We start from the raw sequence: 13427 nt of genomic DNA on the forward strand, positions 1-13427 counted from the left end.
CTGACCGCCGACAGCACACCGACCAGCGGTCACCAGGCGTACGCCTCAGGCGCGGGCTTGGCTCCGTTGGGCGCGGGCGGCGGGAAGAGCTCGTCCAGCTTGGCGAGCGTGCCGTCGTCGAGCGTGATCCGCAGCGCGCGCAGCGAGCCGTCGAGCTGCTCGACCGTCCGCGGCCCGACGATCGGCCCGGTCACTCCGTCCTGCGCGAGCAGCCATGCCAGTCCGACGTGGGCCGGATCCTCGCCGATCTCGGCGCACAGCTTCTCGTACGCCTCGACGGACTCCCGTCGCTCGGCGAACGCGGCGGCCCACAGGCCCGAGCCGCTGCGGGCGGCGACCCCCTCACGCTGCTTGCGCAGGACACCGCTGAGCACACCGCCGTGCAGCGGCGAGTACGGGATCACGCCCAGCCCGTACGCCCGCGCCGCGGGCAGGACCTCCAGTTCGACCCAGCGCGACATCAGGTTGTAGATCGACTGTTCGCTGACCAGCCCAAGGAAGTGCCGGGACCGCGCGGCCTCCTGGGCCTGCGCGATGTGCCAGCCGGCGAAGTTGGAGGAGCCGAAGTAGAGCACCTTTCCCTGCTGGCGCAGAACGCTGAACGCCTCCCAGATCTCATCCCACGGCGTACTCCGGTCGATGTGGTGCATCTGGTACAGGTCGATGTGGTCGGTCTGCAAGCGTTCGAGCGACGCCTCGCACGCGCGCCGGATGTGCAGCGCGGACAGCCCGCTGTCGCCCGGCCGGTCGCCCATCGGAAGGTAGACCTTGGTGGCGAGGACGGTCCTGTCACGCCGGCCGCCGCCGTGGGCGAACCACCGGCCGAGGATCTGCTCGGTGGCGCCTTCACCCTGCGGCTCGCCGTACACGTTGGCCGTGTCGAAGAAGTTGATGCCGTGCTCGTGCGCTCGGTCCATGATCGCGTGGCTGTCCTCTTCGGACGTTCGCGACCCGAAGTTCATGGTGCCGAGGACGAGCCGGGACACCGAAAGGCCGCTGCGGCCGAGGCGGGTGTACTCCATGGGTTCCACCTTCCGAAAGCGCCCTAGGCGCATCATCAAGGACGCGATGACGCTACAAGTTGCAACATTAATGACGCAAGTTGCCTAAGAACTGTGACGCTGCCGTATGCTCTCTCCATGAAGACACAGCGGCGGTCGACACCCGCCGGGGCCCGGCCGCTGCGCGCGGACGCCGAGCGGACGATGACGGCGATCCTGGAGGCGGCCGAACGCACCCTCAGCGACGATCCCGCGGCAACGATGGAGCAGATCGCCGAAGCCGCCGGCGTCGCGCGTACCACCGTGCACCGGCGCTTCGCCACCCGCGAGGCGCTCGTCGACGCCCTGGCGGTGTGGGCCACCCAGCGGTTCGCCGCCGCGGTCGAGGCCGCCCACCCGGACACGGCTCCGCCGCTGGTCGCCCTCTACCAGACGACCGCGAACGTTCTCGGCGTCAAGGTCGGCTGGGGATTCGCGATGAGCCAGGCCACCTCGGCCGACCCGGAGGTGGCGCGCGTCCACGGCGAGGTACGGGACACGTGCGAACGGTTGTTCCGCCGGGCCAGGGACGCCGGCGTTCTGCGCGCGGACGTCGACATCGCGTGGACGCGCCGGGTCTACTACGCCCTCATCCACGAGGCCGCACAGAACCGGGACGAGAACGACGCCGACGCCCTCGCGACGCTCGTGGTGGACACCCTGCTCCGCGGCGCGGGCACCCCGCACCCCGACCGCCTGTGACACCGCGTGGCTGACAGTGCGGGACCCGCCTTCCCCGCCGAGGCCGGCACGTTCACCGGCCTGGACACGACGCCCCTCGGCGTGCCCGGGCTGGTCGTCTCCAGCGACGACGACCCGTACTGCACCGTCGATGCCGCGCGGCGCCTGGCCGACGCCTGGGGACTCGACCGCATCGGCGTGAGCCGTGCGGGCCACATCAACTCGGCCAGTGGCCTGGGCCGATCGGACTTCGGTCGCGCCCTGCTCACCGCCTTCACGGCGGGCGCTCGCTGATCCGCCCGGGACCTCAGTGCGAGCCGTTCAGGGCCGTCTGGACGAACTTGGCGATCCACGGTGAGCGGCCGCCCGTCCGCCACAGGGCCAGGGTCCGGTACGGCGCCGCGTCCGGCACCGGCCGGTAGGTCACGTCGGGCCGGACGTTCCTCGCGGCCAGCGAGGCGGGCACCAGGGCCACGGCCTGGCCCAGGGCGACGACCTCCAGCAACTGCGCGCTGTCCCGTACGACCGGGCCGTCGGCCGGCCGATCCGGATGGCCCAGCCAGTGGTCGCGGTCGACGACCGCCGGAACACTCCACCGGGGCGCCGGCTCGGCGATCAGGTCGGCGGTACTGAGAACATCGCGCCGGGCCAGTGCGTGTCCCGAGGGGAGCGCGGCGACGCGTCGCTCGGTGCTCAGCAGCTCGGTGTCGAGGCCGTGACCGTCGAAGCAGGCGGCGATCGCCACGTCCGCGCGCCCGTCGCGGACCATGGCGGCCTGCTCGCCGAACCCGCTCAGCACGACCTGGACCTGCGGCGCGTCCGGTTCCGCACGGAACCGCTCGCAGACCCGGTGCAGCAACTCCGTGGCCACCCCCGGCTTGGCGGTGACGACGAGCCTGCGGTCGGGAAGGCCGGCCCGCCGCGTCCGGCGTACGGCCGAATCCAGAGCGCCGAGGACGACGGCCGCCTCCTGGACCAGCACCTCGCCGGCCCGGGTCAGCGCCAGCCGGCGCTCGCTGCGATCGAACAGGGCGACCCCGAGCCGACGCTCCAGCTGACGTATGGCCCGGGACAGCGGCGGCTGAGCGATGCCGAGCCGTTCGGCCGCGCGGGTGATGTTCAGGTCCTCTGCGACGGCGCAGAAATAGCGCAGTTCACGGATTTCCGGCTCCGGCATACCGCCAGGGTATGGGGCCACACCCGACCGGTCCTTTCCTTCCGGCGCCTCGGTGGCTGAGGTGGGACGCATGAACGCGAGCGAAGTAGCACTTGTCACGGGCGGCAACAAAGGCATCGGCCGGGAGATCGTCCGCCGGCTCGCCCGGCAGGGCATCACCGTGTACCTCGGCGCCCGTAGCCCGGAGCGCGGCCACTCGGCCGTCGAGGAACTGACGCGGGAGGCGGCGGCCGAGGAACCCGTGGGCGGGCCGGACGTCCGGTTCGTACGGCTCGACGTGACCGACCCCGGATCCGTCGAGGCGGCCGTCGAGAAGATCGAGACCGAGGCGGGACGGCTGGACGTACTGGTCAACAACGCCGGGATCATGACCGAGTGGGGCGTACGGGCCGCCGACGTCACGGCCGCGCGGCTCCGCGAGGTTTACGAGGTCAACGTGTTCGGGGTCGTCACTGTCACGTCGGCCTGCGTGCCATTGCTCCGCCGCTCCCCCAACCCGCGGATCGTCAACATGTCCAGCGGGCTCGGGTCGCTGACGTTCCTGAGTGACCCGGCGAACCCGCTGTCGACGCGGGGATCTCTCGCGTACGGCTCGTCGAAGGCCGCGCTCAACGCCCTGACCGTGATCTACGCCAACGCCCTCCGTGCGGAGGGCATCAAGGTCAACGCCGCGGGCCCGGGCCTGGTGCCGACCGACCAGAACGCCGCCGCGCCCTTCCCCCGCGGCGACCGCACCCCGGCGGACGGCGCGGTCGTCCCGGCCCTGCTCGCGACGATCCCCTCCGACGGCCCCACCGGCGCCTTCCGCGGGCCCGATTCCCTGGACGACGTCATCCCGTGGTGAGGGGGTGACCACCCTCGGTACGACGCCCAGGGAGTTCGGGTCGGGCAGCCCGGTCGCGCCGTACGCGCAGGTGGCTCAGGCGTCGGGGTAGCGGGTGTCGAGGGAGATCGCCTCCCAGGAGTCCAGGTCGGCCAGTTGGCGCTGGAGCTTGTGGCGGATGCGGGTGACGGCCTCTGGGCCCAGCGGCAGGCGCAGCGGCGAGGTGTCGTCGTCGACCGCCCGCAGGATCGCCTGCGAGGCCTTGGCGGGGTCGTTCGGTTGTGCTCCGTCCTGGTCGGAGAAGCGCTCGCGCATCGCGCCGGCCGGGGTGTCGCGGTAGTCGGCGATCTGGGTGGCGAATCGCATCGACCGACCGGCGAAGTCGGTACGGAACGGGCCGGGCTCGACGATCGTGACGCGGATGCCGAGGGGACCGACCTCGCCGGCCAGGGCCTCGGACATGCCCTCCAGGGCGAACTTGGACGTCGCGTAGATCGCGTGACCGGGGTTGCCGACGACGCCGCCGACCGAGGACATCTGCACGATGTGCCCGCTGCGACGGGCCCGCATGTGCGGCAGGACGGCGCGGGTCACCGTCGCGGCCCCGAGCACGTTGGTGCCCAGCACCGCGTGGATCTCCTCCTCCGACAGCTCCTCCAGCGCACCCACGAGACCGTGCCCGGCGTTGTTGACCAGGACGTCGATCCGGCCGAACTCCTCGATGCCGGCGGCGACCGCGGCCGTCACCGTGGCCGGGTCGGTGACGTCGAGGGCGTACGCGCAGACGTGCTCGGGAGCGCGGTCGGCAAGGTCCTTGACCGCCCGCGGGTCGCGCGCCGTGGCGACCACACGTTCGCCGCGTGCGAGGGCGGCATCCGCGATCGCGCGGCCGAGTCCGGTGCTGGTGCCGGTGATGAACCAGACGCGCGGGCCTTCGTCGACTCCGTTGACAGGCATGCTCGGTGCACATCCTCTGCGCCTTGTAGATTTACCTTGATACTCAAACAAAGTACTTTGAGACTCAAGGAAGTGCCAAACCCGTGGAACCCATCGACTCGGTCGGCGCCGGCATCGCCACGTGGATGGATCAGATGCCTCCCGGGGTCGACCCCGATGTGGAGGCCGCGCGGCAGCGGATCGGCCGGATCGCGCGGTTGTTCGAACGGCTGCTGGAACGCGTCGCCGACGAGCAGCAGATCACGCTGGGCGACTGGGAGGCCTTGTCCGTGCTGCAGCGTTCGGGCCCGCCGTATGAGCGCACGCCGAAGCAGCTCGCCGACGCGCTCGCCCTCACCTCGGGAACGATCAGTGTGCGGATCGAACGCCTCACGCGGGCCGGCCTCGTCGAGCCGGTGCCCGCCGCCGACGGCCGCAGCCGCCCCGTACGGTTGACGGCACGCGGCCGCCGGCACTGGGCCGAGGCCACGGCGCGGCGCACCGCCGAGGAACTGCGGCTGTTCGACGCCGCCCTCGACCGTGACGGGCTGGCGCGGCTGAACGCGCTGCTCGGCGGCCTCCTTTCCCGCCTCGAAGCCGAACTCGGGCCGGTGTCCCAGCATGACCAGCCCCGCATCCGATGACCGACTCGCCGCCGCCGTCGCGTGCGCCCGCCGAGCGTGATGCCGTGGCGGCGGAGAATGCGTGGGTGAACCGGCCCAGAATCCGCGTCGCCGCCTATGTGACCAGGCATCTGCCGGGCCCTGAGCTCCTGGTCTTCGACCACGTCGGTATGCCCCAGGCCGGCACCCAGGTCCCCGCCGGCGGCGTCCGTTCCGGCGAGGACCTACAGCACGCCGTCCTGCGCGAGGTCGCCGAGGAGACCGGTCTGCTCACCGCCTCCGTGGTGCGGCGGGTCACCGTGGAGGACAGACCCCATCCCGACACCCGCCGTCCGCGCAGGACCACCTACTTCCAGCTGCAGGCGCCTCCGGCCACGGCCGACGCCTGGAACCACACCGTGTACGGCGACGGAGACGACGTGGGACTGACGTTCGCCTGCCGCTTCCTGCCGCTACCGCTGAAACGACCGCTGGCAGACGACCAGGACCTGTGGCTGGGCCACGTCGACCCACGCTGGACGACCCTGACCCGCGCCCCTCGGTGACCCGGCCGTCAGAATCCGGCGGCCTGTCCGGCACGGCGTGGGCCGGCGGAGGCGTGCAGCGCGCCCGCCTCATCACGCCAGGTCATGTGGAAGCTGCCCATCTGGTACTGGTACGGCGCCATCGGGCGGACCAGGACACCCATGCGGGCGGCCTCGGCGACGACCTCGGGCGACAGCCGGCTCTCGACCGTCACCGAGTAGTCGTCGGCGAGCGGCATCATGCGCGGCGCGTCGTCCGCGGCGTACGGGTCCAGGCCGTGTTCGAGGATGCTCGTCATGACCTGCGGGACCGTGATGTGCGGGATGCCGGGCGTGCCGAGGGCGAGCCACGGCCGGCCCTCACGCAGGACCAGCGTGTTGCCGATGACCGAACGGATGCGCCCGCCGCCGGTCAGCCAGCCGCCGAGCATCGCGGTGAGGCTGCTCGTCATGGTGCTGCCGATCATCGGTACTCCGCCGATGACCTGGCCCGGCACTCCTCCACCCTGCACGGTGTTGACGAGCTGGACCCAGTTGCCCTGCGCGTCGACGACGCTGAGCTCGCAGCTTCCGACGGACTGTTTCGACCTGCCGGTCGCCTCGGTCAGCGCACCCGCCGTCGACGTGAGCCGCACATGCTCGGTGAGGTCCACCTTGGTACGGCTCATCCGGAGTACGGCGGCGAGCGCGCGGTGGTACTCCCGCGACATCAGCACGCTGCTCGGGTCCTCGAACACCTCCGGGTCGTTGATGAACCCGGTCTCGTACGCGGCCCGGCGCAGGGCGTGCGCCATGTAGTACAGCGACCGCCCCGACTCGGCGTAGTGCCCGAGCTCGGCGACGCCCAGTTCCTGGAGGATGCCGAGGACCATCGCCGACATGACGGCCTGGCGCTCCGGCGGCGCCTGCTGGATGATCTCGACGTCGCGGTGCCGGTAGCGAAGGCCGTCTCCCCATCGAGGCTCGTCCTGGCGCATGTGCCGCATCTCGATCGGCCAGCCGACCTCGTTCGCGCGCTCGACGAACAGCCGCGCCCACTCCCCCTCGGTGAACAGGTCCGGCCCCTCGGCGGCCAGCCGCGTCAGCGTCCGGGCCAGCTCCGGCTTCGGCCAGCGGTGGCCGACCTGCGGCAGGTAGCCGTCCGGGGTGAAGTGGCGTCGCCCGGAATCGGTGTTCATGTACAGCTCGGCGCTCTGGCCCAGGACGAGGTGCTCGAAGGAGTCGACCTCGTGCCCCTCTTCGGCCCAGTGGATCGACGGCGCGCAGAGCCGGTCCCACGGCCGTGACGCGAACCGCTCGTGCATCGCCTTCAGACCCGGCATGAAACCGGGGATGACCGCGCAGGGGCCCTCCGGTATCGCGGTGTACGGACCGGAGGAGATGGCGACCGGCCGGAACGGCGCGAGCCCCGGCACGATGGTGCCCATGCTGTTGAGCTCGTAGCACCGGCCCTGCTCGGCGTGCCAGAACAGCATCGTCACCGTGCCGGCGTGACTGGTCATGTCCTGCTGGATCGTCGCGTTGAGCAGGCAGCCGACGATGGCGGCGTCGATGGCGTTGCCGCCGTCGCGCAGGATGTCGAGCATCGCGTCGGTCACGAGCGGATGGGCGCTGGAGCACACCGCGGTCCGGCCCTCCGCCGTCGACTTGGGGCCTACTCGTCCGACCTTGGGCTCGCTCATCGTCCCCTCCTTGTCGAGAGAGACCGGCGCCGCGTCTCGACACCGGTGAGGAATGCCGACAGCTCGGCGAGGAAGGCGTCCGGCTCTTCGAGGAACGCCATGTGCGAGCTGTGCTCGAAGACGGTGAACCGGGCGCCGTCGACGCCGTCCGCCAGCGTGGCCATGTGCTCCGGCACCGCCTCGTCGTGCCGTCCGCAGGTCACCAGGGTGGGCACGGTCACCTCCGGCAGCCGTGGCGTGACGTCCCAGTCCTTCAACGCCCCGGTCACCGGCCCGAACTCGCCGCTCCCCCACAGCGCCGCGTACACCTCGTCGCCGAAGCCGCCGAGCGCGGTCTTGAGCGGCGCCGGCCATGGCCGTACGCGGCACATGTGACGGCGGTTGAAGACGGCGAAGGCGTCCCGGTACTCGCGTGAGCCCACCGTGCCCGCCCGTTCGTGCTCATCCAGCGTCCGGACCACGTCCTCGGGAAGCCGGGCGCGCAGTGCGTGTACCCCGTCGAGCCAGTTCGCGATGCTCGGCGGAGAGCTGTTGAGGAGCAGCGAGACCGGCATCGCCGGCGGGTCGCCCAGCACGTACTCCAGGGCGAGCCATCCGCCCCAGGAGTTGCCGAAGAGGTGGAATTCCCCCAGGCCGAGGGCGGCCACGACCGTCCGCAGTTCCTCGATGAAGTACGGGATCGACCATGATGACCGCGGTGGCCTCCGCTCGGACCGGCCGCAGCCCGCCTGGTCGTAGAAGATCACTTCACGGTCGGTGCCCAGCCGGGCGAGCGGCTCGAGGTAGGAGTGCGGCATGCCGGGCCCGCCGTGCAGGCACACGACGGGTGGGCGGCCGGGCGTGCCGACGCGCCAGTAGGCCACGTCGCCCTGGGGCATCGTGACGAAGCCGGTCGGCTTCTCGGAAAGGTTCACCGGCGTCTCCCGACGACCACAGGGACAGGGTGAGGCGGACCCCCGGCTAGTACGAGGCCGGGGTCTGCACCCAGAGCAGTTCGGAGGAACCGCGGGACAGGTTCTGGCTGCCGTGCAGGTCCTTGCCGGGGAAGGTGAGGCTGTCCCCGGCCGAGAGGCGGTGGACCTCCGAACCGACGGTCACGGCGACCCGCCCCTTGAGGATGAACACGAACTCGGTGTCCGCGCCGTGCGCGAACAGCTCCGGGCCGGTTCCACCGCCGGGCTCGAGCTTCACCCACAGCACTTCCAGGCTTCCGCTGGGATCCGAGCTGACCTGGGCCTCGGTGATGCCGCGGTCCGGATACTCGTACGCCGCGCGTTCGTCCTGCCGGACGATCTGGCTGCGTGACAGGGACGCCTGGAAAAGATCACCGATGTGGGCCCGGAGCGCCTGGGCGATGCGGACCAGCGTCGGCACTGAGGGCGTCGCCGTACCGTGCTCGACCTGGGAGATGAACGCGGCCGAGACGCCGGCCTGCTCCGCCAGGTCGCGTACCGCCATGCCGCGCTGGGTCCGCAGGTTGTTGATGTTGCGGCCGAGCAGGGCCTTGACGGCGTCGGCATCGGTGTCGTTGTCCGGGACCAACGGTGGCGGCCCTTCGCCCGGGCCCTCCTCGGCACGCGCGCCCTCCTCGGCACGGGTGCCGTCGGCGGCCGGGCCGCCGAAGTGGCCCTGGCGTCTGTCGCCGCCCTGCTGATGCGCTGACGGCCGGCGAGCAGCCAATTCGCTTCCACTCCTCTATGTCGCCTTGTACCACGGACCCAGCTCGGCGCGCAGCGCGTCGGGCGTCGCGATCGGCCTGGCCAGCCGGTCGGCGAGTTCGGTCGCGACGTTCACCAGTTCCGCGTTGGTCTTCGCCTGCCGGTCACGACGGACCCGCAGATTGTCCTCCAGGCCCACCCGGCAGTCGGCGCCCCACGACAGCGCGGTCGCGACATGGCGGAACTCGCCCGGGAAACCGGTCGCGGCCACGCTGATGCTCGCGGCGTCGGCTCCGAGGATACGGTCGGCCGCCTGGGTCAGGATGAAGAAGTCGTCCAGGGCGTTGCCGGCCCCGCCGAGCACGCCCAGCACGAGCTGGATCCGGATGGGGGCCTCGAGGGTCCCCTCGTCGAGCAGGAAGCGGGCCATGGACAGGTGCCCCAGGTCGTAGGCCTCGAGCTCGGGCGTGACGCCCAGGTCGCGGAACTCCGCCGCGAAGCGGCGGACGGTGCCGAGCGTGTTGGTGAACACGCCCTCCCCGGACTTGTCCAGGACCTCCTGCTCCCAGGCGTGCTGGACCTTCGGCCAGCGCGCCCGGTTCGGGAAGCCCTCATAGTTCATCGTCCCCAGGTTCAGCGTGCCGATCTCCGGCCGGCCGGCGCGGATGCCGGCGAGGCGCTGGTCCTCGGGCATTCCGGGGGTGCCGCCGGTGCTGATGTTGATGACGACGTCGGACCGCTCACGGATGCCGGTGACGATCTCGCGGAACATGGCCGGGTCGCCGGTCGGGCGTCCGTCGAGCTCGCGGGCGTGAAGGTGGACGCAGGTGGCTCCGGCCTCGGCGGCGGCGATCGCCTCGTCGACGATGGCCTCGGCCCCGCACGGGATGTGGGGGCTCTGGCTCGGGAGGACGTCGCCGCCCGTCACCGCCGCGGTGAGGACGCACGGCTCGTACTTGTCGCGCAACATGACCGATCCCTTCGGTAAAGGTGGTGCTTCAGGACGCGAGCGTGCCGAGGTCGGCCGGTAGGCAGACCCCGGTCACGGAGGAGGACAGGTCGCTGGCGAGAAACGCGAACAGGGCGGCGACCTCGTCCGTGCCGATCAGGCGTTTGACGGGTTGGCGGTCGAGCAGGAGCTCCAGCACCTGTTCCCTCGTGAGGCCGCGCAGGGCCATCTGCTCCGGCAGCTGGCGTTCGACCATCGGCGTCGACATCCAGCCGGGCGCGACCGCGTTGGCGGTCAGGCCGTGCGGCGCGCCCTCCAGCGCGGCGACCTTGGTCAGGCCGTTGACCGCGTGCTTGGCCGAGACGTACGCGGCCTTGAACGGCTCGGCGACCAGACCGGAGACCGAGGAGGTGATCAGGACGCGCGACGCGGGCCGGCCGGTCAGTTCCGCCCAGGCCGCCTTCAGGGCCAGGAACGGCCCCTTGACCATCACGTTCATGAGCCGGTCCCACTCGTCCTCGGGGAACTCGGGGATCGGCGCGACGAACTGCACGCCGGCGTTGAGGACCAGCACGTCGAGGTGCCCGTGGCGGCGAACGGCCTCGGCCACCATGAGCCGGTTGCCCTCCGCCGTGGCGACGTCCGCGACGAAGTCGCAGGCGCCGCCGTCGACCAGGTCGACGCCGACGACCTCGGCGCCGGCGCGCGCGAAGGTGCGGCAGATCGACTCGCCGAGTGCCCCGGCGGCACCGGTGACGAGAGCGACCCGTCCGGTGAGGAGACCGCTGAGGGAAGTGTCGAAAACGCTGGTAGAGGCCACGGAGTCCGGCCTTCCGCTCGTGGGATTGATCGACCGCATCGTTACTGTGGCTTAGGTGGCGTAAGCTATACTTACGAAAAGACGGGCGTCAAGGAGCGCGGAGCGGACGACGCGCGTCGTGGCAGGTTGTTCAATATATTGACGACGCCTGCCCACTCGGGCAGGCTGTTCGCATGCCTCGCGACACCAGGGCGGCCCAGGCCGGCGACTCGAGCGCCTCGGCGCCGACGATGGCGGTCGTGGGGAACCTCGTACGCGAGCTGCGCCGCACCGCCGGCATGAGCATCGCCACCCTCGCCCAGGCCGCCGGCATGAGTCCCGGACTGTTGAGCCAGCTCGAGCGGGGTCAGGGAAATCCGTCGTTCACCACGCTCGTCAAGCTGGCGCAGGCGCTCGACGTGCCGGTCGGCCGGTTCTTCCTCGCCGACGCCGAGGCGGGGTCACTGGTCCGCGCCGGCGCGCACCGGCGGCTGCTGACGGCCGACGAGAATCTCGAGTACACCCTGATCACGCCGCACATGAACGGCAGGCTCGGCATGATCAAGGTGCAGATCGCCGCCGGATGGAGCAACGAGAGCGCGCCGTTCAAGCACGTCGGCGAGGAATGCATCATGATCACCGAGGGTGAGCTCATCGTGTGCGTCGCCGGCACGGTGTACACGCTCCACGAGGGCGACTCGCTCACCTACGACTCCGGCCTGCCGCACTGGTACCGCAACGCCACCGGCCACAACGCGGCGCTCATCGGCGCGATGACGCCGCCCTCCTTCTGACGCGCGCTCGCGCCGGGCGTTGCGCGCGCTTCCAACGGTCTGGCGTTCAACATATTGACATCGGATATCCAGATCGTCACCATGGCCGAACACGAGTTCAGTTGATGAACGCGATCCGAGCCCGCTCTGGGGCGCCGCACTTCTCATCCGGCCAGATCACCCGAGGACCACCATGAGAATCAAAACCGGGCACCAGGCAGTCGTCATGAGTGTCACCGTAAGTGCTCTGCTCGTCGCGGGCTGTGGCGGTTCGTCGAAGTCCAGCGGCAAGGCGCCTCCGAACGTCACGAACGGCGTCGTCTCCATGACGCTCGACGGTCCGGTCAGCAGCTACGACCCGACCCAGGCGAGCACGTTCCAGGACGCGGTCGCCCTCGCGGCCCTGTACGACACGCTGGTCAACTTCGACCCCGCGGGCAAGCTGATCCCAGGCCTGGCGGACAAGTGGAGTTCCACGAAGAAGACCGCCACCTTCCACCTCAAGAACGGTGTCACCTGCTCGGACGGCACCTCCCTCACCGGCGCGATGGTGGCGGCGTCACTGAACCGGCTCTTCGACCCCGCGACCAAGGCACCTCTCATCGGCCAGGCCATCGGCCCGGGCAACACGGCCAAGGCGACCTCGTCCGGCGACTCGGTGACGATCACCACGGGAAAGCCCTGGTCGGACCTCGTGCCCGGGATGACCGGTCCGTACGCCGGCATCGTCTGCCCGGCGGGCACGAAGGACCCGTCGAGCCTGCGGACGAAGTCCGCCGGCACGGGCGCCTTCGTCTCCGAGTCGCAGGTCACCGGGTCCAGCTACACGATGGCCCGCCGGGCGAAGCACACATGGGGACCGGCGTACGCCGACCAGGCGGCGGGCGAGCCGCCGAAGAAGCTGGTGCTCAAGGTCGTCGACGACGAGAACACGCGGGCCAACCTGACCTCCACCGGTGAACTCCAGGTCGCCTCGTTCACCTCGAACGTGTGGGAACGGTTCAAGTCCACCGCCGGGATCAGCGCTCAGGCATCACCGCAGTCCGACACGATGCTCGTCTTCAACGAGACCGCCGGCCACGCGACCTCCCAGCAGAACGTCCGGCTCGCCATCTCCCAGGCGTTGGACCGTTCCGTGCTGAACAAGGTCCAGAGCTTCGGCGCCGGCCAGCTCATCTCCAGCCTCGGCCGATCCACCTACGAGTGCTTCGACGGCGGCTCGGCCGCGCAGATCCCCAAGTACGACGCGGCCGCGGCGGCCAAGGTGCTCAAGGGGGTCAAGCTCCAGGTCATCGGCACGAACATCCTGGCCGGCGGTGCCGCGAACGACCAGATCATGTCCGCCCTGCAGGCCGCGGGCGCCGCCGCGACGGTGCACACGATGGACAACCAGGCGTGGGTGTCGGACCTGTTCAGCGGCAAGAACGACTGGGACGTCACGATCTTCGTGTACGGCAACCGGCTGTCGAGCTTCCTGCCGGTCGGGCAGTTCTTCGTCCACGGCGCGCCGCCCAAGGGGCTCAACCTGGGCGCGACGAACAACCCGGCCGCCGAGCAGGCGTTCGACGCGGCCACGGCCAGCTCCGCCAAGGAGAAGTGCGCGGCGCTGACGACGTTCCAGCAGTCGCTGCTGCGGAGCAACGATGTCCTGCCGCTGGCCACCGCGCCGGTGCACGTGCTGTTCGCGGGCGGCATCAGCGGCAGCGTCCTCAACGGGTTCGCGGTACCGGCGTCGATCCGCGTCGGCAAGGCGAGCGGTTGA

The 13427-nt window shown here is 70.8% G+C and carries 15 protein-coding genes; 7 read left to right on the forward strand and 8 right to left on the reverse strand.

The features are described from left to right. Positions 1 to 29: 29 nt before the first annotated feature. The gene (locus tag ACQEV1_RS26685; RefSeq protein WP_285624291.1) at positions 30 to 1022 is read right to left on the reverse strand and encodes an aldo/keto reductase; all 993 of its coding nucleotides are present in this window, start codon (positions 1020 to 1022) and stop codon (positions 30 to 32) included. A gap of 117 nt (positions 1023 to 1139) precedes the next feature. Between ACQEV1_RS26685 and ACQEV1_RS26690 the strand changes: the two genes are divergently transcribed. After that, positions 1140 to 1742: a TetR/AcrR family transcriptional regulator gene (locus ACQEV1_RS26690; protein WP_285624289.1), complete on the forward strand. Its 603-nt coding sequence runs from the start codon at positions 1140 to 1142 to the stop codon at positions 1740 to 1742. A gap of 6 nt (positions 1743 to 1748) precedes the next feature. Next, positions 1749 to 2015, forward strand: coding sequence for an RBBP9/YdeN family alpha/beta hydrolase (locus ACQEV1_RS26695; protein WP_433396848.1), 267 nt, complete (start codon positions 1749 to 1751; stop codon positions 2013 to 2015). 13 nt (positions 2016 to 2028) lie between these two features. Here ACQEV1_RS26695 and ACQEV1_RS26700 read toward each other — a convergent pair whose 3' ends face one another. Next, entirely contained in the window at positions 2029 to 2898 is an 870-nt protein-coding gene (locus tag ACQEV1_RS26700) for a LysR family transcriptional regulator (RefSeq protein ID WP_433396850.1), read from the reverse strand. Positions 2899 to 2968: 70 nt separating this feature from the next. Here ACQEV1_RS26700 and ACQEV1_RS26705 point away from each other — a divergent pair, with 70 nt between their 5' ends. Continuing rightward, positions 2969 to 3742 (forward strand): SDR family oxidoreductase, encoded by a 774-nt coding sequence (locus ACQEV1_RS26705; RefSeq protein ID WP_433396852.1) that lies wholly within the window; start codon positions 2969 to 2971, stop codon positions 3740 to 3742. Positions 3743 to 3817: 75 nt separating this feature from the next. On the opposite strand, the gene ACQEV1_RS26710 is transcribed toward ACQEV1_RS26705, so the two are convergent. Then, the gene (locus tag ACQEV1_RS26710) at positions 3818 to 4678 is read right to left on the reverse strand and encodes an oxidoreductase (protein ID WP_433396853.1); all 861 of its coding nucleotides are present in this window, start codon (positions 4676 to 4678) and stop codon (positions 3818 to 3820) included. Between the two features lie 83 nt (positions 4679 to 4761). On the opposite strand from ACQEV1_RS26710, the gene ACQEV1_RS26715 reads away from it, so the two are divergent. Together ACQEV1_RS26715 and ACQEV1_RS26720 are read left to right on the forward strand one after the other, a co-directional pair. Next, complete coding sequence (locus ACQEV1_RS26715; protein ID WP_433396855.1) at positions 4762 to 5301, forward strand: MarR family winged helix-turn-helix transcriptional regulator; 540 nt, start codon at positions 4762 to 4764, stop codon at positions 5299 to 5301. Between the two features lie 65 nt (positions 5302 to 5366). Further along, the gene (locus tag ACQEV1_RS26720; protein WP_433396857.1) at positions 5367 to 5825 is read left to right on the forward strand and encodes an NUDIX hydrolase; all 459 of its coding nucleotides are present in this window, start codon (positions 5367 to 5369) and stop codon (positions 5823 to 5825) included. 8 nt (positions 5826 to 5833) lie between these two features. On the opposite strand, the gene ACQEV1_RS26725 is transcribed toward ACQEV1_RS26720, so the two are convergent. Genes ACQEV1_RS26725 through ACQEV1_RS26745 form a run of 5 tightly spaced genes read right to left on the reverse strand, consistent with a single transcriptional unit; the run spans position 5834 to position 10913 of the window. Next, positions 5834 to 7486: a gamma-glutamyltransferase gene (locus ACQEV1_RS26725; protein ID WP_433396859.1), complete on the reverse strand. Its 1653-nt coding sequence runs from the start codon at positions 7484 to 7486 to the stop codon at positions 5834 to 5836. Continuing rightward, on the reverse strand, positions 7483 to 8400 hold the full coding sequence (locus ACQEV1_RS26730) for a proline iminopeptidase-family hydrolase (RefSeq protein ID WP_433396861.1): 918 nt from the start codon (positions 8398 to 8400) through the stop codon (positions 7483 to 7485). The genes ACQEV1_RS26725 and ACQEV1_RS26730 overlap by 4 nt, the downstream gene beginning before the upstream one ends. A 46-nt stretch (positions 8401 to 8446) precedes the next feature. Beyond that, positions 8447 to 9166 (reverse strand): helix-turn-helix domain-containing protein, encoded by a 720-nt coding sequence (locus tag ACQEV1_RS26735; protein WP_433396863.1) that lies wholly within the window; start codon positions 9164 to 9166, stop codon positions 8447 to 8449. 15 nt (positions 9167 to 9181) lie between these two features. Further along, the gene (locus ACQEV1_RS26740; RefSeq protein WP_285624263.1) at positions 9182 to 10114 is read right to left on the reverse strand and encodes a 3-keto-5-aminohexanoate cleavage protein; all 933 of its coding nucleotides are present in this window, start codon (positions 10112 to 10114) and stop codon (positions 9182 to 9184) included. 28 nt (positions 10115 to 10142) lie between these two features. Continuing rightward, the gene (locus ACQEV1_RS26745) at positions 10143 to 10913 is read right to left on the reverse strand and encodes an SDR family oxidoreductase (RefSeq protein ID WP_433396866.1); all 771 of its coding nucleotides are present in this window, start codon (positions 10911 to 10913) and stop codon (positions 10143 to 10145) included. Between the two features lie 173 nt (positions 10914 to 11086). Here ACQEV1_RS26745 and ACQEV1_RS26750 point away from each other — a divergent pair, with 173 nt between their 5' ends. Then, positions 11087 to 11686, forward strand: coding sequence for a helix-turn-helix domain-containing protein (locus ACQEV1_RS26750; RefSeq protein ID WP_433396868.1), 600 nt, complete (start codon positions 11087 to 11089; stop codon positions 11684 to 11686). Between the two features lie 205 nt (positions 11687 to 11891). Then, complete coding sequence (locus ACQEV1_RS26755; protein WP_433396870.1) at positions 11892 to 13427, forward strand: ABC transporter substrate-binding protein; 1536 nt, start codon at positions 11892 to 11894, stop codon at positions 13425 to 13427.

The organism is Actinoallomurus sp. CA-142502 (assembly GCF_050936355.1).
Taxonomy (GTDB): domain Bacteria; phylum Actinomycetota; class Actinomycetes; order Streptosporangiales; family Streptosporangiaceae; genus Actinoallomurus; species Actinoallomurus iriomotensis.

Bases quoted from the DNA above. Each gene is read 5' to 3' on its own strand.
- ACQEV1_RS26685 (WP_285624291.1), bottom strand. From the start codon at position 1,022: ATGGAGTACACCCGCCTCGGCCGCAGCGGCCTTTCGGTGTCCCGGCTC.
- ACQEV1_RS26690 (WP_285624289.1), top strand. From the start codon at position 1,140: ATGAAGACACAGCGGCGGTCGACACCCGCCGGGGCCCGGCCGCTGCGC.
- ACQEV1_RS26700 (WP_433396850.1), bottom strand. From the start codon at position 2,898: ATGCCGGAGCCGGAAATCCGTGAACTGCGCTATTTCTGCGCCGTCGCA.
- ACQEV1_RS26705 (WP_433396852.1), top strand. From the start codon at position 2,969: ATGAACGCGAGCGAAGTAGCACTTGTCACGGGCGGCAACAAAGGCATC.
- ACQEV1_RS26710 (WP_433396853.1), bottom strand. From the start codon at position 4,678: ATGCCTGTCAACGGAGTCGACGAAGGCCCGCGCGTCTGGTTCATCACC.
- ACQEV1_RS26725 (WP_433396859.1), bottom strand. From the start codon at position 7,486: ATGAGCGAGCCCAAGGTCGGACGAGTAGGCCCCAAGTCGACGGCGGAG.
- ACQEV1_RS26740 (WP_285624263.1), bottom strand. From the start codon at position 10,114: ATGTTGCGCGACAAGTACGAGCCGTGCGTCCTCACCGCGGCGGTGACG.
- ACQEV1_RS26750 (WP_433396868.1), top strand. From the start codon at position 11,087: ATGCCTCGCGACACCAGGGCGGCCCAGGCCGGCGACTCGAGCGCCTCG.
- ACQEV1_RS26755 (WP_433396870.1), top strand. From the start codon at position 11,892: ATGAGTGTCACCGTAAGTGCTCTGCTCGTCGCGGGCTGTGGCGGTTCG.